The sequence below is a fragment of the Arcanobacterium urinimassiliense genome, assembly GCF_900119495.1.
GTDB lineage: Bacteria > Actinomycetota > Actinomycetes > Actinomycetales > Actinomycetaceae > Arcanobacterium_A > Arcanobacterium_A urinimassiliense.
This window is the reverse complement of sequence record NZ_LT632435.1, coordinates 303,091-325,589: the sequence shown is the minus strand read 5'-3', so window position 1 is coordinate 325,589 and position 22,499 is coordinate 303,091. Positions and strand designations below refer to the sequence as shown.

Here is a 22,499-nt window from a genome sequence, read left to right as displayed (position 1 = left end):
CCTGCTTACACTCTTCCCTCCCCAGAATAGCCTTCCCTTTTTACCTTGCGAAATATAACACCCGCAGAAGAGCAATCTACCCTCCCTCTCTCCCTCTCTCCCCCTCTCCCCCTCTGCCACCCTCCCCTCCCGCACCCGCCGAAATTTTTAGTAGTATGCAAAATGAAGATAAAAATTCTCTCCTGCGGCCATCTGCTCCATATCTGCAGCAGTCAGCCCGTTCTGAAAAGGTGAAAATATGGATATGCCTGATACTCCAGCAAAAACTCCAAGTAAAAATAGAAAAAGCCTAGCTATAGGCATTGCCATTATTGCTTTAGCAGCTGCGGTAATTATTATTGTCTTACTTGCTCGCCCTGGAAATAAGGCGGAGCAAACTGAATTTCCCTCCGCCACATCGCAATCGAACACCGCACAATCAGAATCCAATTCCCCAGCCGAAGCCGCTGGCCCGAAAGAAGTTTCCCCGCAGGCAAAGGCAATAATTGACGAAGTACAGCGGCGTGATAAGAGCGATACGCGCGCTAAAGGTAGCTTAGATGCCCCGGTAGTGGTATCAATTTTTGCCGATTTCCGCTGCGGACACTGTATAGATTTTGCTCTAAATGTGGAGCCGCAGATTCAGAAATTAATCGACGACGGCACTATTCGCTACGAATTTAATAACTTCCCAATTTTGGGAGATGAATCGCGGTTGGCGGCGCAAGCAGCACAAGCAGCGGCCGCGCAGCAAAAATTCTGGGAATATCACGACGCCCTGTTCCAAGGAGCAAAATCCCAATCTATTAGCTACGACGTATCCGGTCTGACGGATCTGGCGCAAAAAGTAGGCGTGGCAGATTTAGAGAAGTTCCGCGCCGATATGACTTCACCGGAAACCACTGATTTCGTGAATACGGAAGTAATCCGCGGGCGGGACCGTTTAGGTCTGCAAGGCGTACCGGCTCTACTGATTGGCTATAGCTATGTACCTGGCGGCGTGAGCTACGAAGAATTCACTGCTATTTTGCAGAAAGAAATGCAGCGAAAATAAGCGGTACTTGCTCGCGCAGCGCACTTCTAGCGCACTTTCTCTAAAGGCATTACCTCTGAATTAACAATTCGGCGGTACCGAACGAAAAGTAAAGTACTGACAAAAGTATTAAACTCAAAAACGGAATTAATTGGCTGACGCTCTCGCCAGCCACTCTGGAACTGCCGACGAAAGCATCGGCGAAAGTGGGGAGAAAAATGGCTTGGAAACCCTTGCTCTCAGGAATAGTGCAAAAATTAGTACCCTATAAGCTGGTAACTACCCCGTTACCGAAAAAGGCAGTAGTTATAGGCGCTCCACACACCTCGTATTTTGACGGGCTACTTATGGTAATCGGCCTCTTTGCTGCGAATCGTAAATTCCGCTTTTTAGTGAAAGATTCTGCGGTAAATTCACCTTTCGGGCCGCTGATTCGCGCCTTGGGTGGAATCTCCGTCGACCGTTCTTCTCCGCATGGAGTGGTGAAACAAATTACCGATATGTTTGCGGAAAATGATGAATTTATTCTGGTACTTGCCCCGAAAGGTACGCGCGCGCAGAAGCCGTATTGGCGATCAGGCTTCTACCACATTGCCCGGGGAGCGAAAGTGCCGGTAGTCCTAGGTTTCATCGATGCACAGTACAGCAAACGCTACGGCTGGGAAGAATCGATGGAGCTGAGTGGCGATATGCGTAAAGACATGGATTACATTCGTTCTTTCTATGAAGAAACCAGCGGTATTCACCCCGAACGTTTTTCACTTCCGCGCCTCAAAGGAGAAGATGAACTCTAGGGAAATATAGCTCTAAAGAAGCAGATATCTGGAGAATAAAGACGGAAAAACGAATATAGCAAGTGAGCAAATATGCCGAGTAATTTAGAGTGCCTAGAATATAAAATACCTGGCCATACTACTTTTGAGTACCGTTTAGAAGTACCGCTAGATTACGGAGGGCTACTCTCGGTATTTTCGCTTAGTGAAACTGAGCTGGCGGCATTGCCCGAAAAAATTACTATTTTTGCGCGGGAAATAGTGCGCAACGGGCAAGAAAAAGCTCCCCGTTTGCTGTATTTGGAGGGTGGACCGGGGCGAGCAGCCCCGCGCCCCGAACCCTTAACTGGCTGGTTAGATATGCTGCTCAACCAATATCGAGTGATATTGCTAGATGAACGCGGTACGGGAGCTTCTCATCCGCTTTCAGCACCGATAATTACTAGTGTAGGTTCTCCGCGCTTACAAGCAGCTTATGTATCTTGTTTCCGGCAAGATTCTATTGTGCAAGATGCGGAATCTTTGCGGCGCGCACTGCAGGGAGATGAACCTTGGCTGGCTCTCGGGCAATCTTTTGGCTCGTTTTGCCTCACTCGCTATCTTGCGGCAGCTCCAGAAGGTTTACGTGGCGCTATTATGCTGGCGGGATTGCCGGCTCTGCAGGCAGAACTTTCCGATATTCATCGCCACACTTGGACCCTTACCGAAGAGAGAAATCAGCGCTTTTTCTCCCGTTATCCACAAGATGCAAAAATATGCCAGGAAATAGCTGCGCATCTAGCAGAAATCCCTGAGTATCTTCCCACTGGCGAGCGGCTCACTCCCCGGCGTTTCCGCATGCTAGGAAATTCGCTCGGGTGGAGCTACGGCCTAGAAAGAGTGCATCACCGCTTGGAATCGCCGTTCCAGAAAATAGCCGGAAGAAAGCGGCTCAGCCCTCGCTTTTTACAACAAGTAGGAGCACGGCTGGCCGGAGGTAAAGAGCCGCTTTATTGGGTATTGCGGGAATTCATCTACGCCCGGCCCGGCCACCCCACCAACTGGGCGGCCGAGAAAGTACGCGCAGAGTTCCCGCAGTTTCAACTGGCAGATATAGCTGCCGGAGCGGCCGGCGAGCGTGAATTAGCCGCAAGTTTAGCTTCCTATACTGGGAATTTTCGTTTCTCCGGTGAGCAATCTTTTTCTTGGCAGGGAGAAGAAGATCCCGCTTTACGCCCGCTGGCGCCGATGATGCAAGAACTTACAAGTTGCCCGAATTTTCCCCAACTTTATGACCCAGCGGTACTAGCAGAAAATAAAGTACCAGCTCTCAGCTGGCTTTATGGTGACGATATGTATGTGCCGCTCGATTTAGCGCGCGAGAGCGCGCAGCTTATTGGAAAATTGCGGGTAATTGAGAGCCCAGATTTTTCCCACGATGCTTTTATGACGCAGCCACAGAATATGATTCCGCGTTTACAAAACGAAATAGAACAGCTCCTTTCCTGAGCTATTTCCTAAACCACTTTCTGGCCTCTCATTCTGCTAATTTGAGAAAAATAAGGCAGAATATTAAGCATGATTTCTATTCCTACTCTGAAGTTAAATACGGGTGCAAAAATCCCCCAGCTGGGATTCGGCACCTATAAAATCGCACCGGAATCTACTTTCGATATAGTTTCCAGTGCGTTAGAAATTGGCTACCGCCATATAGATACCGCACAGATGTATGGCAATGAAGCAGAAGTAGGGAAGGCAATTAGCGAATCAGGTATTCCCCGCTCGGAAATTTTCCTCACTACGAAGCTGAATAACGGCAACCACCGCCCGGAAGATGCGCGGCGTTCTTTTGCGGAATCTTTAGAAAAACTCCAGACCGATTATGTGGATTTATTTCTTATGCATTGGCCGCTGCCGAAACTTTATAACGGCGAATACACAAAAACATATGCCGTAATGGAAGAATTTTTTGCCGATAAGCGGGCGCGCGCTATCGGAGTTTCTAATTTTGAACCACATCATCTGCGCGAAATACTGCTAGATAATTCCGTGGTACCAGCTGTAAATCAAATTGAATTGCATCCATATTTAAGTAATCAGAAGAACGCCGAATTTTCTGCCCATAAAGGAATCACGGTGACGGCGTGGTCTCCTTTGGGGCGCGGAGCAGTACTACAAGATCCCGTAATTGAAAAAATTGCAAACGCACTGCAGATTACTCCAGCACAGGTAGTTTTGGCTTGGCATTTAGCTCGCGGTTACGTAGCAATTCCCAAGGCAAGCACCCCCGAACGGCAAGCAGAAAATTTCCAATCCGCAAATATCGTACTTTCTACCGCTGATATTGCGGCTATTAACGCTTTGGATAAAGGAGAGGCAGGCCGGCAAGGCAGCCACCCCGACACTATGAATAAAATTTTGTAAACACTTAAAGAAGCGGAGAGTAAAATAATTTTTACTTCCCAAATAGTTAGGAAAAAATATGGTTTCTTTTGCGTATACGATTGCCGGATCGGAAGCTACCGGTGGAGCTGGTTTTCAGGTAGATTTAAAGACTTTCCATCAGCTGGGAGTATACGGTATGGGTACTCTCACCTGTATCGTTTCTTTTGATCCAAAGAATAACTGGGGGCATCGGCTAGTGCAGATTCCTCCGCAGGTAATTAAAGATCAGATTGAAGCAGCTACTGCCGCCCACGATTTAGATACCGTGAAGATTGGTATGCTGGGCCATCCAGATACGATTGAGGCCGTAGCCGCCGGCTTAGCTGGGCAAGAATGGAAAAATATCGTACTCGATCCGGTGTTGATTTGTAAGGGGCAAGAGCCGGGAGCAGCCTTAGATACTGATAATTTGCTACGGGAAAAGATTCTCTCGCAAGCCACAGTCGCTACCCCTAATTATTTCGAAGCTTGCACCCTTGCCGGAATGGAAGCGCTAAATACTATCGACGACCTCAAAGAGGCCGCACAACGAATTTCTGATCTCGGACCGCGTTGCGTGATAGTTAAAGGCGGTACTGAGTTCCCCGGCGATCGCGCGATTGACGTGCTGTGGGACGGAGAAGAAGCCCATATCTATAGCACTCCCCAGATTGGCAAAGAGCGCGTATCTGGAGCAGGCTGCACCCTAGCTGCGGCTATTACCGCAGAACTGGCTAAAGGCGCAGATATCCACGAAGCAGTGCGCATCGCGAAAGATATGGTACAAGAAGGAATCGTAAACCGCGTAGGCGGAAATACTCCTTTTGATACAGTCTGGCAGGGCGCCTACCACATGCAGGAAAACGCTTAAAACTAGGCTAAATATGCAGCAATTTGGAAAGTATGGGAGCTTTGCGAATTTCCGTGCCGCAATGGATACGGCGCTGAGCTCCCATCTTGCTGCCACTCCGAAGTCCGCAGCGGCGCAGAAATACCGAATAGAGCACTGCCGGCGCGTGGCAAAAATTGGCCGGCGGCTGGCGGAAGCAGAAAATATGGGTGCGGCGGAAGCTGCTTGGCTAGAAATTGGCTGTTTACTGCACGATATCGGAAAATGGGATGCCCAGATTCCGGTAGATCACGGGCGTGCTGGAGCTTTGGTGGTGAAAGATTTACTGGAAAAAGCCCAGATCACTACTGAAGAATATCCGCTGGCAGCTCAGATAATTCAAGGCATCGCGATGCACGTAGACGGCCAATGGAATCCGCGCTCAGATGAAGGAAGCGACAGAAATAAAGCCGACCAGCCTTATCTATATTTTTCTAACTCCCCTACTCTGCTCGCGCGCGTGATTGGAGAGTGTGACGATATAGATCGCTATTCCGTTTACCGAATTCACGATACTTTGCGTTATGTAGATTTTTTGGCAAAAAGTACTGCTGAGCAGATCAGCTGGATAGAAGAGTATCTAAGCCATTTAGAAAGCATACGTGCTATACCGCGGCATACTCCACATACGCAGCAGTGGTGGGAAGAAAATATCGATTTTCAAATCTGCTTTTTCCAAAAGTTACGCGCAGAAATCTCCTAGACTGGTTCTCTCAACTGAGAATTACGCGCCTTTAACCTGTGCTTTTAACTCCGTCTTTAGCACGCCAATCTCTCTGCCAGCACCGACAGATCTACCTCAGTAATTTACAGCTACTCCCATATTGGAGAAACGCGCCCGCTCCCCTTGGAACATTAACTCTACTGAGCCGGTAGGCCCGGACCGATTCTTCCCCACTATTATTTCCGAAGGCGGCGGATTCATCGGATCACTATTATCAGCTCGATGAATTAACAAAATTACGTCGGCATCTTGCTCCAGAGAGCCGGATTCACGTAAATCTGAAACCTGGGGGCGTTTATCCTGGCGCGCCTCCGGATTTCTATTTAACTGCGCCACCGCAATAATAGGAATCTCCAACTCTTTTGCCAGCAATTTAATGGAACGCGAAAAGTCTGATACTTCTTGCTGGCGTGATTCTGCACTTCTACCTCCAGAAGTAAGTAACTGCAAGTAATCAATTACCAACATCTGGATATTGTTTTGCTGGCGCAGCCGGCGCGCTTTTGCCCGAATCTCCATCATAGTCAAATTAGGAGAATCATCTACATATAACGGCGCTTCCCCCATCCGCTGTACAGCTTTACTTATGCGCTGCCAATCTGGGGTATCTAGTTTTCCTTTTATGAGTTTCGTAAGATGTACGTCTGATTCTGCGGAAAGCGCACGCATCACTAATTCACTACGGTTCATTTCCAAAGAAAAAAACGCCGCCGGTATATGTAAATCGATAGCGGTGTGCCGGCATAAATCCATAGCGAGAGTAGATTTCCCCATACCAGGGCGAGCGGCAATAATAACCATCTGCCCCGGGCGCAGCCCCGATAATTTCTCATCTAAATCAGTGAATCCGGTAGCCAGACCCGCAAGCTGACCATCTCGAGCTGTATTAGCTTCTATTTCTTCTATTACTTCTGGCAAAATTTCCTTCATGCCAGCGTAGTCATTAGTTACGTGCTCAGCAGTCACATTAAACATTTCTGCCTGCGCCGTATCGATTATTTTATCTACGTCTTCTCCGGCGTCACTATAACCGAGTTGCACGATTCGGGTACCAGCTTCTACTAGAGCACGTAATTTAGCTCTATCGCGGACGATTCGCCCATAATATGCAGCATTGGCAGCCGTCGGCACGGAAGATACCAAAGTATGCAGATAAGCATCTCCTCCTACCTGCTCTAATTGGCCAAGATTTTTTAGTGCGGCTGCTACGGTAATCGGATCAGCGGGTTCACCGCGCGAAAAAAGATCCAGAATTACTTCAAATATGCGCCCGTGCTGCGGACGATAAAAATCCTCTGTATGGAGTATCTCTAGCACATCTCCGATGGCATCTTTGCTGAGCATCATGCCACCGAGTACGGAAATTTCGGCTTCTAAGTTTTGCGGCGGGGTGCGCTCGAAAGTACTGCTCGGAATTTGCGCCATTCTCTGCTCCTTGCTGCGGCGACTCCCCCGGCGGTGCGCCTGCCAAAACCTACTTAAGTATATTTCTACTTTGCCGAAGTATCCATAAAAGTCAAATCTACAAAAATCTTTTTTGTGGATACTTTAAATATTTTTGTGGATACACGCGGATACTACCGTGGATAAAAACGGGAAAACTCCCCAAAATTGTCCACATTTTTCAAAAAGTTATCCACGGCAGTGGACAATTTTTAGATATGCCCCGTATATGGCGCGACAAATAACCACAATTGTGGAAATTACTGTGTAAAGTTTCAATTTAAAATTCTCTTTAATTTTTTGAAAACTTAAAGTAGCTAATCCCACCGTGTCGAGATAAATTTTGCTTAACCAAGTATCTTTAGTACGGAGAAATAAAATTCGCCCTCCCTATTTCCGCTCTAAAAAACAGCGATGAAAGCCGAGAAATGGAAAAAGTAACTAAGCGGCTCGCCGCCCTTGCTCTCCCTTCCTTAGGGGCACTTCTCGTGGAGCCACTTTTGGTGGCAGTAGATTCCACGATGGTGGGGCGTCTAGGCACAACTCCGCTAGCTGGACTTTCTCTCGCCGCCACCGTGCTCACCACAATCGTCGGAATATGTATATTCCTTTCCTACGCCACCACTGCCGCTACCGCCCGCTTTGTGGGCGCGCAACAATTCGAAAAGGCTTTACGGCAGGGCTTAGATGGAATGTGGTTAGGAGCTGGATTAGGCATAATTCTGGGACTACTTTTTTACATATTTGCTGCTCCACTACTGCAGCTTTTCGGCCCCGAAGCAGCTGTATTGGCAGAAGCAGTAAGCTATGCTCGCGCCTCCGCTTTCGGCCTGCCGGGAATGCTTCTAGTATTAGCCGCCACCGGTACTCTGCGCGGTTTCGCCGATACCAAAACTCCGCTCTTAGCTACCGTATGTGGTGGCCTACTAAATATCCCCCTCAATATAACTCTTATCTACGGAGTTGGCCTCGGAGTAGCAGGAGCCGGCTTCGGCACAGCGATCTCTCAAAACCTTATGGGCGCTTTTCTAAGTTGGCGCATTGCCCGCCGAGCCTCAAGTTATGGGGTATCTTTACTTCCTTCCGGCGCGGGAGTATTAAAATCTCTGCACTCAGCTCTGCCGCTAATCATCCGCACTCTTTCCCTACGAGCCGCAATTTTGCTGCAGATTGCCGCTGCTGCTGCGCTCGGAACTATCCCGCTTGCCTGTAACCAGATAGTTATGACGATGTGGAATTTTGCCTCTTATGGTTTAGATTCTCTAGCTACGGCCGCACAAATTCTCGTCGGGCAGAGTCTAGGTTCGCGCAATCCACGCCGAGTACATCTGCTTTTAAATAAATGCCTCCACATAAGTGGGCGAGTAGGAGCAGGGCTTCTAGTGGTATTCGCTGGTATTTCCTATCTCATACCGCGCCTCATGAGCACTGATCCGGCCGTCCACCAGCTCTCTACCCACACTCTTCTCATTACGGCAGCCGCCCTCCCCCTTGCTGCTTTCTCTTATGTACTCGACGGAATCCTGATTGGCGCCGGTGATAGTGGAAAATTAGCTAAGTACATGGTCTTCGCTCTCCTCACTTTCGCCCCTATCGCCCTCTTTTTCTGTACTAGCGGTTCTAGCTGGGGAAATAAGGGAATGTACGGATTGTGGGTGGGATATGCCTTCGTCTTTATGGCCGCGCGCGCCCTCCCCATGCTTATACGCGTGCAAAAAGATGCCTGGATGCATCTGGCAGAAACACTAGAAACCCCACAAACGCCGGCCCCAGAAACCCGAGAAACCCCACAAATGCCGGAAGAAAATGATTAGTGATTTAAAATCGGCGCGCTCGATAGGGACTTTTTTCTCATTTTCCCTTAAAAACAAAATGTGATTTAAATATCTGATACTCAGATTTACAGTTTTCCTAGCGCGTATGGAAATTACCCGCTAGCATAATACACATGAATGCTTTTAGTGCACCAAGCAAAGATGCTTATGACGTTATCGTAGTTGGTTCCGGCGCTGCCGGACTCACTTCCGCTCTAACCGCCGCACGTAGAGGTTTGAGCGTACTTCTTATAGAAAAGGATTCTCACTGGGGAGGATCTACTTCTAAATCAGCCGGTATGGTGTGGGTACCGGGAAATAACCAATTAGCTCAGGTAGGCAAGACGGATAATAAAGCTCTGGGCCGGGAATACATGAAAGCCACCGTCGGCGATTGTACTCCAGATGAAATAATCGACACCTTCCTCAACGAGGGAACGAAGGCGATGGATTTCATCACTGCTTCCTGCAAGCACCTCATGTGGCGCAATATGGAAGGATATCCGGATTATTGGCTCGACGCTCCGGGCGCTGCCAAGACTGGCCGCGGCGTAGAGGCTGGCGCTTTTGATGTGCGCCTCCTCGGTGAGTGGGAAGATACCCACGTCAAAGCCTACTTCCGCCCCTTTATCCACATGGATATGAATTCTTTCGATTCTGCCGATTTATTGTTGGCGACGACTAATCCGAAGCCAATTTGGCGCGGAGTGAAGCTCACCGTACGTAATATAATCCAGAAGCTGCAAGGCAAGAAGATAATCACCATGGGAGCTGCTCTCACTGGCGCGCTTATGCACGCAGTACTGGAAGCCGGTGTGGAAGTAAAGCTCTCCACTAAGTTGGTAGATCTTACCAAGCAGGGCCAGCGTATTACCGGCGTGGTAATTGAGCAAAAAGGAAAAGAAATTCCGATAGCTGCTAACCACGGCGTAATCCTCGGCTGCGGCGGCTTCGAGCGCAATACAGAAATGCGGCAGAAGTATCAGCGGCATCCGATTAACGGCACCTGGACGGTAGGCGCCGAAGGCAATACAGGCGACGGCATCCGCATTGGCGAAAAGTATGGAGCCAAGTTGGAGAATATGGCAGACGCTATTTGGGCGCCCGTAATTAAGCTGCCGAAAGTGGATATCCCCGCTTTTGTGGAGATTGACGATGAAGAGCGCTTCATTGTGCCCGATCGTTCTCTACCCCATACCCTGATTGTGAATAGTAAGGGTAAGCGCTTTATGAATGAAGCACTTCCTTACTGCGCAGCTGGGCAAGGCCTCTACGGCGGCAAGTATGGCAAGGGCGAAGGAGATGCCGAGAATATGCCGGCCTATCTCATCTTCGATCAGCAGTTCCGCAATAAGTATCTATTTGCTTATGGGTATCTGCCGATTATCGATCTGCCGAAGAAGTTCTACGAGTCTGGCGCTATAATTCGCCGAGATACTATCGAAGAGCTGGCTGCCGCAATTGACGTACCAGTCGATCAGCTAAAAGCCACTCTCGAGCGCTTCAACGGATTTGCCCGCACCGGAATTGATGAAGATTTCCACCGCGGCGAAAACGAGCACGATACCTTCTATGGCAACCGCTATCACAAGCCGAATCCGTCCCTGGGCGAAGTAAAGAAGGGCCCCTTCTACGCCACTAAGGTATATCCGGGCGATATCGGCACGGCCGGCGGCTTAACTATCGACAGTAAGGCGCGCGTGATTCGGGAAGACGGCACCCCCATCGAAGGACTCTATGCAGCTGGCAACACTGCAAAGTCTATTGTAGGCCACACCTACACGGCGGGCGGTACCTCTATCGGAGCAGCTATCGTATTCGGATATGTAGCAGCTTCGGATATCGCTAATCAGCTTCCGAATAAGGTGGTATCCCACTAAAAAGAAGTAGCTGAGAAGCTCTAATTAAACGCCGGCGCGGGAGAGAAATTTTCTCTCCCGCGCCTTTATTTTTCAATCCTGTATTTTGCGCTTTTATTGCACTGGTCGCTTTTATTAATCAAGATTCCGCTGCCGATAATCTGCTAAAGCCGCCCCATAATACTGCTTGCTCGCAGCGATGAACGTGGCTTCACTAAAACGCTGCCGCGCTTGCGCGCGCACCGCCTCCGGATTATATTTCTGATGGCGATCTTTCGCCATCTCATACATCGCTTCAGCTAGTTCATCTTCACCGTCAATCGGCACTCGAATTCCCGCACTTTCGCTAATCATATATTCTCCGCCGAAAGTGCGCGTACCTATACAAGGTAGCCCCGCCATCTGGGCTTCTGCAAATACAATTCCCGCCGCTTCTTCACAGCTCGCCAGCACAAAGCAGTGCGTATGCGCCAATAATTTCGCTACTTGCGGCCGCGGCAAAACTCCCTGTAAATCCACTACTTCTTCTAAGCCTAACTCGCGGCGCAGCTCCGTCACTTCTGCCATAGCTTTTCCGGCGCCGCCCGCCATTACCATACGCGTATTTGGTAAACGCGCATGCATTTTTGCAAAAGCACGTAACGTCATTTTTTCGCGTTTACGCTCATCCCAGTAGGAAACATGCGAAAACACAAAGGGTTCCTCTGCTCCTAGCTGTGGAAGCGGTGTATTCGAATCTGAATCAAGCACCGGTAGGGTAAGCACCTGCCAAGGTGCACCGTAGAAATCGCTGAGTGCTGCGGCGAAAGCAGTAGATACCGCCGCTCTCCCATTGGCTTGCTGTACTGCTTTGCGCAAAGAACGGGTGCGCGGCAGCCACGGGCTACGCGTCAGAGAAGAAGTGCGGTGCTCCGTAACTACGTAGGGAATCTTCCACAGCTGGGAGGCTGCGGCCGCTACATAGATGGCACGGAATACCGAATGTGCCTGAATCACATCTGGCACCCCATAGAGCTCGGCATATTTCTTTAAGAGCGGCTGGGCGGCTTTCTTAGCTAACAAAGCATCTCCAGGTAATCCCCAACCAATTTCCCGCGGGAGAAATCCGCGTAGCACGGGGATATCGTCTTCTAAAGAGATCTCCAATTCCCGCGAATAAGAAAGACGCCGAGTATCTGATTGAAGAGCCAGTACTCCTACTTGCAAACCGGCTCTTTTCAACATCTGCGCTTGCTCGCGGAAAAAAGTGCCGTTGTGCGGAGCTTTGGCATCGGGATACCAAGAAGGAATTATTAATACGTGTTTGATCTCTTTTCTAGACATCTCCATGCAGTAAGTGTATTACGCCAGAGCAGATAGCAAAAATTTTCCCTATAGTAGGTATATGGCATATTTTGGCACCGAAAATTCGCCCTCTATACACGGCACAGATACGGCAAATAATATACGCCATTTTTTAGCTCAACATACAGCTACTGATGCGGCTGATTGGTGGTTGCTACTGCGGGCACGGCACGGCTTGCAGCTAGTATGCACAACCATAAACGAAGAGAAATCTGCACGCCACATTGTGACGCAGGCTTTTACTTGTCTCACCGCCGTGAACCCAATTTTGGCGGCGGGAATGCATCCTATCTACGCCGATATTTCTGCCGAAACCTTGGCAATTGATAGTGAAAAACTCCAGATTCCACCCCATACCGGGGCAGTGATACTGCAAAATACTTTTGGAATCGTAGCCAACTTTGCCGCGCAAGAGATTGCGGAAAAAACCCACCAAACAGGTGCTTTGCTTATCGAGGACAGCGCCCATTGCCTGGGAAGAATGGCGCGAAATGCCGCCGGAGCTCCCGTAGCTGATATTTCTATTCACTCTTTTGGAGCTGAAAAAATGCTTCCCACTAAATTCGGGGCGGCAATCTGGCTCAATCCCCACACTCTCGAGCAAAAGTTGCGCCAAAAATTGCAACAAAGTTTAGAGAATTTAACGCCCCCTGGGCCTAGCTTGCAAGCCGCCCTGCGTCTATATAAAACCCAAGACAAAATACTTTCCCATTTGCCGGCGCGACTTTCGGCAAAAACTCGCCATTTATTTGAAAGCACGCCCCTCTTTTATCCCCCGATTACTAGCCAAGAGAGAAATGGGGAATCCGCGGCTATCTACGCTTTAGATTCTTGGGCGGGGCGTAAAGCGGCAACGGCTCTGCAAAATTTGCCTGCTATTGAAACCCAGCTCGCAACTACCACCAATATCTATCTGCGGGAGCTGGAAAATCAAGCGGGTCTAAAGATACCACTCGCAATAGAATCGGGAATGCCGCTTTTGCGATTCCCAATGCTAGTGCAAAGTACTACTGCGGGAGCGGCGAGAGATCCAGAAAAGCTATTTACCTATTTACAGACGCAGGGATTCTACCCGGGAAGATGGTACCGCCCACTTCTTTTCCCCGGTACGCCTACCGCCGAACGTTATGATTTACCGGCTCAGTATCCGAAAATTCCTACTACCTGCCGTATCGCTGCGTCGATTATTAATTTGCGTACCCAAGAAAATCCGGATCATGCGCTACGATTGGCAATAGCCGTAAAAGATTGGATGGATAAAAAAAATTATGAATCTCTCCGCTGACACAACTATCTCTTCCTCTATCACTCCAATTACCGAGGAAGAATATGCCCGCCAAGTAGCAGAGGGCTATAACTACGCTTTTGAAGCTACACCGTACTGGGATAGCATCGATGCGCTGGCACCCGGGCGAGAACTTTTTCAAGATACCGCTCTGAAATGGCAGAAAGCAGAATACACAGCCGTTTTTAAGTTAAAAAGTTACCGAATTAAACGGCTGAATTTTTTGTGGAGTCGCGGCGCCCCTATCTGGAATCGTCTCCCCGGGAAAGCCGTAGAAGCAGAATTTACTGCCGACCTGAAAAACTACGTGCAGCAGCGAGATAAAAGTATAGATTTTTTACGGCTGAGCTCGTTCACTGATTTCGGAGTACCCGATTGCCAGCAAATTTCTTATGACACCACTGTGCAGATAGATTTGCGCGGAGATGCAGATGATATTAAAAAACGCATGAAGAAGCGAGGGCGGCGCGATATCAATAAAGCGCTGCGCGAATGCCCGGGCGAATGCCAAGACGAGACCTTTATTAGCGCCGAGAGCTACCAAGAACTCATGGCAATTATGGAAGAAACCGGGAAAAGAGATACTTTTGCTATTAAAAAATCCGATTTCTATTTCCGCTTTTTAGATACGTTGCGCTCCGCGCCGGCGGAAAAAAGTATTTCCGCCAAACTCCCGGTGCGTCTCTTCACCTACCGGGAAGAAGGAAAAGTGCAGGCTTGGGCGATGTTTACGATATATGGCGAGCGTGCCAGCTATTACTTTGCCGCCTCTACTCGCACCGGGCAGCAGCACCTCGCTCCTGATTATTTACTCTGGTATTCCTTAAATGAGCTGGCCGCCAGCGGGGTAACTAGCCTAGATTTGCTAGGAATTGGCTCTGATTTAGCTCCACACCTGCGTACACTAAATACTTTCAAAACTAAATTTGCCACCGAAACAGTAGCAGTGCCTCCCTATCGAGAAATTATTTTGCACCCTATGCGCTATAAAATCTGCAATATACTCGCAGATTTGAAGCAAAAAATCCGCCCGCTCTCCAATTGATACTTTGCAAATTAATATCTTCTGATTAGTACTTTTCCTAGGCTTAGTGCCTTTTAGCTGAGTAAATCATCGATTATTGCCACCACTTGCTGCAGATTGGAGGTAAAAACCTCCGGATCTGGCAACAGAGATATATTCAAAAATCCCGGAGTGGGTAAATCGAAGAAATATCCCGGCTGCGCGGCGAGCTCGGCGCGGCGAATAAGCTCCTGCACTAGCTCTGCTTCGTCTAAATAGGATGGAAAACGGAGAAGAGCACTCCAGCCTCCTTCGGGTAAATAGATACTCAAAGATTGCTGGCGGCTGGAAGTAACTAAGCGCTGTAAAGTAGCGAGGTTTGTGCACGTACGAGCGCGAATCCTATCTATTTGCGCAGGTATTTCTGCTAAAAGCTCCGGCAGCTGCTCCGTAATCAATGTGCTCATCGGTAAATAAGCATCGGCAATTATATCTAGGCGAGCTTGGGCGGCAGCTACTAAATCAGTCGGTCCGCTCACTTCAATCCAAGCCAGTTTAGCTTGCGGAGCACCCAAATTTTTTGAAAACCCATCTAAAGCCAGAGTGAGCACAGATTTTTCTCCCGCAAACCGCTGCACTCCACCTGCCTGCAGATCCGCCTCCGCACCCAGAGAATAGGAAAAGAAAACTTCATCTGCAATAAGTGGCAGATCGTAACGCCGGCAAATTTCTAAAATTTCTGCTCTTTCGCCGCCGTGCAGATAAGAACCAGTAGGATTGTTGGGATTAATTACTGCTAACGCGCGCGGGCGCAGCTCCGGAGCGGCAGCTGCTAGTTGCTGGTGCAACTCCGCCGTATCTATAAACCACTGCCCGGCGAAGTGGAGAAAATAATTCTTTTGCCGCGCTCCCTCCAGTGCCGCTAACTGCTCTATGAGCGGGTAACCAGGGCAGGGAGCAAAAATACTCTCCCCGGGGTCACAAAATAATTTTAGAAGCCAACTATAGGCCTGCGAAGTGGAACTGAGGAGATAAAGATTTTCTGGATTTACTTCTCTACCTTGCTGTGCAGATAAAAATGCGGCAAGCTGCCGGCGCGCCCGGAAAGGACCGCGCGGATCGGCAACGTAAGGGCCAGGCACTCCGGCGGGTGCCAGCGCATGTCGCGTAGGATTAGAATCGCTGATATTTTGCACCTCTATCCCCGCCTCGTGCGCTCTCTTTACCGCTTGCGTCAGAGAATTAATTTCTAACTGGCTAATCCGCTTTGAAAAATGCACAAATCTAATTCTAGATATTTATTAATTAATAGGCAGCCTCTTATAACAAATAGATAGTCTCTTATAACAACACAAAAATTCGCGCCGCCCTAGCGGACGGCGCGAACCTTTTCTATACATCCACCCTCTATAAGGGAGGCTTACATGGGCGTTACTTCACCGTGATGATCGCGAATACGCTGAGATTCCGCTTCATCTTCTACTTGTGCAGCAGCCGCTTCCGCTTTGCAGCGCGCTTCATAAGCGGCCAGCTCTTGCTGCTTCTTCTCTTTATTCCACTTCAGTAATCCACCCATAATGTCTGCAATGCTCTTGGCAGCTTCTAAGCCACGATCACGCTTTTCATAGGTAAGCCGCGTGCGGTGGCAAAGAGTATCTTCCAGATGCAAGGCTCCTTCGTGTGTCACTCCGAAAGCAATTTCAGCCGCTAAGTATTCTTCCGCTCCCGGAATTTCCTTGCCCAGCTCCGGATCCTTCTTAATGGATTCCAGAATGAGCTCAATATCCGTACCGTAGCGATCGAGCAAATCTTCTACATGGTCGAGGCTCAGCCCAGATTCCTGCGCTATCTGCTCCCGCCGGTTCCACAGAGCTCGATACCCAGCAGCGCCCCGAAGCGGAGTCTCTTTCGTAAGCGAAGGCAGCTGCTTTGCTCGATTTCCTAGCGCGAAATCTACCGCGTCTTCTGCCATTACTCGATAAGTGGTGAGCTTTCCACCGGCAATTACTACTAATCCGGGCGCAGCTTCGGCTACCGTATGCTCACGCGATACTTTCGTAGAACCGCCGCCCGCTTTTACTCCCGGCTGGAGCAGCGGGCGCAACCCCGCAAAAGTACCAATGATATCGTCTTCCGTAAGCGGATCTTGTAACACCTGATTAGCGTGCTCAAGCACGTAGCGAATATCAGCTTTATTAGCCACCGGATTACGCAGATCCTCTGTGTACTCCGTATCGGTGGTACCAATTATCCAATAGCGCTTCCACGGAATAATAAAGAGTACCGATTTCTCTGTGCGCACAAACATACCCGTGCTGCCTTTGATTCGATCTTTCGGCACCACTATATGAATACCTTTCGAAGCTAATACGCGCAGTCCACCTTGGGTGCCACCCATCGCTTCGCTTTCTTCCGTCCATACGCCAGTAGCATTAATAATGCTCCGTGTACGCACCTTATATTCTTTGCCAGTTTCCAAATCGCGGAGAGTAGCTCCTACCACTCGGCCAGTGCCGTCTTTATCCATCGCCACTACCTTGGTGCGATTAGCAGCGAAAGCGCCATACTGTGCTGCGCTGCGCACTAGGTTCAAGGTGAGCCGGGCATCGTCTACTCGCGCGTCGTAATAAACCATCGCGCCAATCAAAGCATCTTTCCGCAAATCGGGCACAGTTTCCAAAGCGCCTTTGCGAGTGAGGTGGCGCTGAATCGGCACCGAACCACAGTAAGCCATTTGTGCCATCACATCGTAGAGGCCTACTCCCATGGTGGAATATGCACGCTCAATTACGCGGTGCTTAAACGGCCAGAGAAGCGGCATCTTCTTTACGAGATGCGGAGCCGTGTACTCCAAGAGCAGGCCGCGCTCGGCGAGTGCTTCGTGTACGAGCTTGAAATCTAGCTGGTACAGATAGCGCAAACCGCCGTGTACTAACTTGGAAGAGCGGGATGAAGTACCAGAAGCCCAGTCTTGCGCTTCCACTATTCCCACTCGCAACCCGCGCAGAGCTGCGTCATAAACTATTCCAGCGCCAGTGATTCCGCCGCCGATTACTAAAATATCCAGCCCTTGCTCATCTGCCATTGCAGTGAGCGATTCTTGCCGGCTGGCTGCACTCAGTATTGCTTCGGACATGTGTGTTAACTCCCTCGTTTAGTCCTGTCTCTTATAAATATATTTGCATCTGTAAAAAATAGCACTATTATTCATCAATAAGCACAAATGTGCAGAAAGCGAAAATTGGAGTGAAATTTTATGCCGAAAAACGCCGCTAATTCGAGTGACGAATTCCGTAATATCCACGATGAACGCGATCTACTCGCCTACAAGGCGGCACTGGCTTACTACGTACAAGACGAAACGATGGAAACTATCCGCACCCGGATGGGAATTTCTCGCTCCACCGTATCGCGGCTTATCTCCTATGCCCGCGCTAGCGGCATAGTGCGCATTCAAGTGTGCCCAGTAAATTTACCAGATTCGCGCCTAGCTGCCGCATTAGAAAAAAGATTCCCGATTCGCGCGCAAGTGGTAAATTGCTCACCACAGCAGACCCAGAGTCAAGTGCTCAGCAATGTAACTAAAGTAGCTGCTCAGATGGTGAGTTATTTAGTGAAAGATGCCGACGTAGTGGGAATTGCTTGGGGGAATACCACTAGTGAAATGGCTCAGCACATTCAACACAAAGATTTAGATTCACTCACTCTTGTGCAGCTCAATGGCGCAGCCTCACCCGAAACTTCCGGCCTAAACCATATTAGTAATATCCTCAACGAAATAGCCGAACGCTGGAATGCGCATACTGTCCATTTTCCGGTACCGGCTTTTTTTGACGATCCAGCGCTGAAAGAAGCAATGTGGAAAGAACGAGCCGTCCGGCGAGTACTGGACTGGCAAGAGAAATGTTCCTTAGCGATATTCAGCGTCGGCTCCTTAAAAGGCGAGATTCCCTCCCGCGTCTACGCGGCCGGATACCTCAGCCCGGAAGAGTTAATAAAATTACAAAAAGACGCAGTGGTGGGAGATGTCTGCACTGTATTACTCCGCGCCGACGGTTCTTGGAAAGATATTGAGCTCAATAAACGCGCTACCGGCGCCACCCCAGATGTTTTGCGGCAAATTCCGCGGCGTTTCTGCTTGGCGGCTGGGCAAGCCAAAGCCTATCCGCTACTCGGTGCACTCCGCGCCGGCGTCGTCACCGATTTAGTGTGCGATAACGCCCTCGCTAAACGAGTCTTGGCATTAGCAGAAGCAAATAAGTAGATTAAATATACTTATTTGGTTTACACTACTTGCAGGATTGTAATATCCCGGTGTTTTCCACCTCTCCATGGGAGCAGAGATGGAAGATATTCCTGGTAATGCTGCCAGAAATAGCTGCGCCGGATTTTACTATTCGCTCTACCCGAACCTAAAGGATTAAAGATAATGACTACTGCTGCACCTCGCTATGTAATGGCAATTGACCAAGGCACCACTTCCTCCCGGGCAATTATTTTTGACCATGCCGGCCAGATAGTAGGTTCTGGCCAGCGTGAACACGAACAAATTTTCCCGAAGCCGGGTTGGGTGGAGCACGATGCTCTCGAAATTTGGGAAAGCGTACGCGAATGTGTGGCTCTGGCTCTGCAATCCGCAGAAGTAAATCGCCACCAGATAGCGGCAGTCGGCATCACTAATCAGCGCGAAACGGTGGTAGTTTGGGATAAAAATACGGGCGAGCCGATATACAACGCAATTGTTTGGCAAGATACCCGCACTGCACAAATTATCCGAGAGTTAGGCGGAAAAGAAGGAAAATCGAAGTATCGAGATATTTGCGGACTCGATCTTTCCACCTACTATTCCGGCCCGGAAATTAAATGGATTCTCGATAACGTGGAGGGAGCGCGCGCCAAAGCCGAAGCGGGCGATCTCTATTTTGGAAATACCGATTCTTGGGTGCTGTGGAACTTGACCGGCGGCGTGAACGGCGGTGTACATAAGACTGACGTAACCAATGCTTCCCGTACCATGCTGATGGATATCCGCACGCTGCAGTGGCGAGAAGATATTTGCGCCGATTTCGGAATTCCTATGCAGATGCTGCCCGAAATCTGCTCCTCGGCCGAAATCTATGGCTACGGGCGGAAAAATGGGCTGCTTATCGATACTCCTATTGCCGGAATTCTCGGCGATCAGCAAGCCGCTACTTTCGGGCAAGCCTGTTTCCAAAAAGGAATGGCAAAAAATACCTACGGCACTGGCTGCTTCGCACTGATGAACACCGGCGAAACTCCGGTATTTTCTCAGAACGGCCTCATCACTACCGTGGCTTATAAGATTGGAAAAGAAGCTCCTCGTTACGCTCTGGAGGGGTCTATTGCCGTCGCCGGATCTTTAGTACAGTGGCTGCGCGATAACCTCGGGCTCATCTCCGATTCTGCAGAAGTAGAAGAACTCGCCCAGAGTGTGGAAGACAACGGCGGAGTTTATTTTGTCCCCGCTTTTTCCGGCCTCTTCGCTCCGTATTGGAAAGATGATGCCCGGGGAGCAATAGTCGGGATGACTCGTTACAATACGAAGGCACATATTGCGCGAGCGGTAGAGGAAGCAACCGCTTTCCAAGCTCGAGAGGTCTTTGACGCGATGGTTGCCGACTCGGGAATTGATTTAGCGGAGCTGCGAGTAGATGGCGGCATGACGCGCGATAATTTATTAATGCAATTCCAAGCCGACCAGCTAGGCGTACCCATTATTCGCCCAGAAGTACTGGAAACTACTGCTCTGGGTGCAGCTTATGCAGCTGGAATCGCGGTAGGCTTCTGGGAAGGCGAAAAAGACGTCGAAGCTAACTGGGCAGAAGGCAAGCGCTGGCTGCCGGGAGATAATAAGGAAGAATATAACCGCAATTACCGACTGTGGAAGAAAGCAGTTACCCGCACTTTCGACTGGGTCGATGCGGATGTGGAAAAGGCGCAGCAGTAGAAATTCAATAGTAGAAATTCATCACCTTTTTTCTAATATACTTTTCTCATTTCGCCACCTGAGCTATTTTAGCTAGCATGTGTGGAATTGTTGGATATGTAGGTGCCCCGGTGGGTACCGGCCGAAATAAAGACGGAAAACGCCCGCTCACTACGGTAATCTCCGGATTAGCCCGTTTAGAATACCGCGGATACGACTCTGCTGGAGTGGCAGTGGCCGGAGCTGCGGGGCTAGAAGTGCGGAAAAAAGCCGGCCGTTTAGATAACCTGCGCGCAGAATTAGAAACTGCGCCGCTTCCACCCGCCGCCGCCGCTATTGGGCATACTCGCTGGGCCACCCACGGCACTCCCACCGACACTAATGCCCATCCCCATCTTTCTTTTGACGGACGGGTGGCAATAGTACACAACGGAATTATTGAGAATTATCAAGAACTCGCGGCCGGATTACAGGCACGCGGCATCAGCCCCTTATCAGCCACTGATTCCGAAATCGTGGCTCATCTGCTCGCTTTACAGCTGCAAGATATGGGAGATACTTCTGCCTCCGCCCTGACTTCCGCACTCTTAAAAACTGTGCAGATTCTCCGCGGTTCTTTTACGCTAGTGGCTCTGGATAGAGAAAATCCCGGAATCATTGCCGCTGCTCGGCGCAATTCCCCCTTAGTAGTGGGATTAGGAGAAGGTGAAAACTTCCTGGGCAGCGATATTGCCGCTTTTATTTCGGAAACTAGCCGCGCTTTAGAAGTACCACAAGATACAGTGGTTGAGCTTTCTCCTACTTCCGTGCGGCTGCTCAGCTTCCAAGGGAAAGAGCGGCAAGGGCGCGAATATCGAGTAGATTGGGATGCTTCCGCTGCCGTAAAAGACGGCTACCGCACTTTTATGGATAAAGAGATTCACGAAGAGCCGCGCGCAGTGGCTGAGACGCTGCGCGGACGCGTACAAGAGGGAAGCTTACATTTAGATGAAATGCGCATCGAAGAATCGGTGCTGCGCACGATAGATAAAATAATTGTAATTGCGGCCGGTACGGCTTTCTACGCTGGTCAAGTGGCACGTTATGCAATTGAACATTGGTGCAGAATTCCGGTGGAAGTGGAGCTCGCTTCCGAATTCCGCTACCGCGACCCAGTGGTATCGGAAAAAACGCTTATTGTGGCTGTTTCCCAGTCGGGGGAAACGATGGACACTATTATGGCTATGCGCCATGCCCGCGAACAAGGCTCAAAAGTACTGGCCATCGTAAATACCTACGGATCTACCATTGCTCGGGAATCTGATGCTGTGCTCTACACCCACGCTGGGCCAGAAATTGCCGTGGCTTCTACGAAAGCTTTTGTAGCACAAATTACGGCAGCTTATTTACTCGGGCTCTACCTCGCGCAGATTCGCGGCAATAAGTACCGTGATGAAATTGCCGGATACCTCGAAGAACTTAATAAAATGCCGGCGCGAATGGAAAAAGTGCTGCAGCAAGAAGCAGAGATCCGCGCGCTTGCTCGCCAACTTCAACAAGAAGATTCCGTGCTTTTCCTCGGTCGGCATGTAGGCTATCCGATTGCCCTAGAAGGGGCATTAAAGCTGAAAGAAATAGCCTATCTGCATGCGGAAGGTTTTGCCGCGGGAGAGTTAAAACACGGGCCGATTGCTTTGGTGACGGAAGATTTACCAATTTTCATTATTGTGCCCACGCGCCGGCGCCCCGAACTGCACGCAAAAACTTTAGCAAATCTGCAGGAAGTACGTTCGCGCGGAGCTCGCACTATAGTAATTGCGGAAGAAGGAGATAGCGCCGTCCAAGAATATGCCCGCAATATATTCTGGGTACCGCAAGCCACTCCAACCTTGATGATGCCGCTCGTCACCGTACTGCCACTGCAAATTTTTGCTTCCGAAATGGCCGCCGCGCGCGGCTATGACGTAGATAAACCGCGCAACTTAGCAAAATCAGTGACAGTAGAGTGACTGAGAAGGCAAGTA

17 protein-coding genes are annotated in these 22,499 nt (G+C 49.6%); 13 read left to right on the top strand and 4 right to left on the bottom strand.

Features of this window, described 5'->3' with window-relative positions:
• Positions 1 to 238 precede the first annotated feature (238 nt).
• The 6 genes from BQ7117_RS01520 to BQ7117_RS01495 all read left to right on the top strand — a co-directional run bounded on the left by BQ7117_RS01520 (position 239) and on the right by BQ7117_RS01495 (position 5,780).
• Positions 239 to 1,033 carry a DsbA family protein gene (locus tag BQ7117_RS01520; RefSeq protein WP_073995888.1) on the top strand — a complete coding sequence of 265 codons (795 nt, stop codon included), beginning with the start codon at positions 239 to 241 and terminating at the stop codon, positions 1,031 to 1,033.
• Positions 1,034 to 1,230: 197 nt separating this feature from the next.
• A complete protein-coding gene (locus BQ7117_RS01515; protein ID WP_073995887.1) occupies positions 1,231 to 1,806 on the top strand; it encodes a 1-acyl-sn-glycerol-3-phosphate acyltransferase in 576 nt (191 codons plus the stop codon).
• A 72-nt stretch (positions 1,807 to 1,878) separates the two neighbouring features.
• Positions 1,879 to 3,273 (top strand): alpha/beta fold hydrolase, encoded by a 1,395-nt coding sequence (locus BQ7117_RS01510; protein ID WP_073995886.1) that lies wholly within the window; start codon positions 1,879 to 1,881, stop codon positions 3,271 to 3,273.
• A 69-nt stretch (positions 3,274 to 3,342) separates the two neighbouring features.
• The gene (locus BQ7117_RS01505) at positions 3,343 to 4,188 is read left to right on the top strand and encodes an aldo/keto reductase (protein WP_073995885.1); all 846 of its coding nucleotides are present in this window, start codon (positions 3,343 to 3,345) and stop codon (positions 4,186 to 4,188) included.
• Between the two features lie 58 nt (positions 4,189 to 4,246).
• Positions 4,247 to 5,059: a bifunctional hydroxymethylpyrimidine kinase/phosphomethylpyrimidine kinase gene (gene thiD, locus BQ7117_RS01500; protein WP_073995884.1), complete on the top strand. Its 813-nt coding sequence runs from the start codon at positions 4,247 to 4,249 to the stop codon at positions 5,057 to 5,059.
• Positions 5,060 to 5,072: 13 nt separating this feature from the next.
• Entirely contained in the window at positions 5,073 to 5,780 is a 708-nt protein-coding gene (locus BQ7117_RS01495) for an HD domain-containing protein (RefSeq protein WP_073995883.1), read from the top strand.
• Positions 5,781 to 5,876: 96 nt separating this feature from the next.
• Here BQ7117_RS01495 and dnaB read toward each other — a convergent pair whose 3' ends face one another.
• Positions 5,877 to 7,217, bottom strand: coding sequence for a replicative DNA helicase (dnaB, locus tag BQ7117_RS01490; RefSeq protein ID WP_419865607.1), 1,341 nt, complete (start codon positions 7,215 to 7,217; stop codon positions 5,877 to 5,879).
• A 455-nt stretch (positions 7,218 to 7,672) separates the two neighbouring features.
• Between dnaB and BQ7117_RS01485 the strand changes: the two genes are divergently transcribed.
• Entirely contained in the window at positions 7,673 to 9,058 is a 1,386-nt protein-coding gene (locus BQ7117_RS01485) for an MATE family efflux transporter (protein ID WP_073995881.1), read from the top strand.
• Between the two features lie 134 nt (positions 9,059 to 9,192).
• The gene (locus BQ7117_RS01480) at positions 9,193 to 10,938 is read left to right on the top strand and encodes an FAD-dependent oxidoreductase (RefSeq protein WP_073995880.1); all 1,746 of its coding nucleotides are present in this window, start codon (positions 9,193 to 9,195) and stop codon (positions 10,936 to 10,938) included.
• A gap of 114 nt (positions 10,939 to 11,052) precedes the next feature.
• Here BQ7117_RS01480 and BQ7117_RS01475 read toward each other — a convergent pair whose 3' ends face one another.
• Positions 11,053 to 12,246, bottom strand: a complete 1,194-nt coding sequence (locus tag BQ7117_RS01475) for a glycosyltransferase (RefSeq protein WP_084789804.1) — start codon at positions 12,244 to 12,246, stop codon at positions 11,053 to 11,055.
• Between the two features lie 55 nt (positions 12,247 to 12,301).
• Here BQ7117_RS01475 and BQ7117_RS01470 point away from each other — a divergent pair, with 55 nt between their 5' ends.
• Together BQ7117_RS01470 and BQ7117_RS01465 are read left to right on the top strand one after the other, a co-directional pair.
• Entirely contained in the window at positions 12,302 to 13,546 is a 1,245-nt protein-coding gene (locus tag BQ7117_RS01470) for a DegT/DnrJ/EryC1/StrS family aminotransferase (protein WP_073995878.1), read from the top strand.
• Positions 13,530 to 14,591: a GNAT family N-acetyltransferase gene (locus tag BQ7117_RS01465; protein ID WP_073995877.1), complete on the top strand. Its 1,062-nt coding sequence runs from the start codon at positions 13,530 to 13,532 to the stop codon at positions 14,589 to 14,591. Before BQ7117_RS01470 ends, BQ7117_RS01465 begins: the two co-directional genes overlap by 17 nt.
• A 53-nt stretch (positions 14,592 to 14,644) precedes the next feature.
• On the opposite strand, the gene BQ7117_RS01460 is transcribed toward BQ7117_RS01465, so the two are convergent.
• Positions 14,645 to 15,829, bottom strand: a complete 1,185-nt coding sequence (locus tag BQ7117_RS01460) for a pyridoxal phosphate-dependent aminotransferase (RefSeq protein WP_073995876.1) — start codon at positions 15,827 to 15,829, stop codon at positions 14,645 to 14,647.
• Positions 15,830 to 15,969: 140 nt separating this feature from the next.
• Positions 15,970 to 17,685 carry a glycerol-3-phosphate dehydrogenase/oxidase gene (locus BQ7117_RS01455; protein ID WP_073995875.1) on the bottom strand — a complete coding sequence of 572 codons (1,716 nt, stop codon included), beginning with the start codon at positions 17,683 to 17,685 and terminating at the stop codon, positions 15,970 to 15,972.
• A 120-nt stretch (positions 17,686 to 17,805) separates the two neighbouring features.
• Between BQ7117_RS01455 and BQ7117_RS01450 the strand changes: the two genes are divergently transcribed.
• The 3 genes from BQ7117_RS01450 (at position 17,806) to glmS (ending at position 22,484) form a co-directional block, all read left to right on the top strand.
• Positions 17,806 to 18,813 (top strand): sugar-binding transcriptional regulator, encoded by a 1,008-nt coding sequence (locus BQ7117_RS01450; RefSeq protein ID WP_073995874.1) that lies wholly within the window; start codon positions 17,806 to 17,808, stop codon positions 18,811 to 18,813.
• A 165-nt stretch (positions 18,814 to 18,978) separates the two neighbouring features.
• On the top strand, positions 18,979 to 20,517 hold the full coding sequence (gene glpK / locus BQ7117_RS01445) for a glycerol kinase GlpK (RefSeq protein ID WP_073995873.1): 1,539 nt from the start codon (positions 18,979 to 18,981) through the stop codon (positions 20,515 to 20,517).
• A 77-nt stretch (positions 20,518 to 20,594) separates the two neighbouring features.
• Complete coding sequence (gene glmS, locus BQ7117_RS01440) at positions 20,595 to 22,484, top strand: glutamine--fructose-6-phosphate transaminase (isomerizing) (RefSeq protein ID WP_073995872.1); 1,890 nt, start codon at positions 20,595 to 20,597, stop codon at positions 22,482 to 22,484.
• Positions 22,485 to 22,499: the final 15 nt, after the last annotated feature.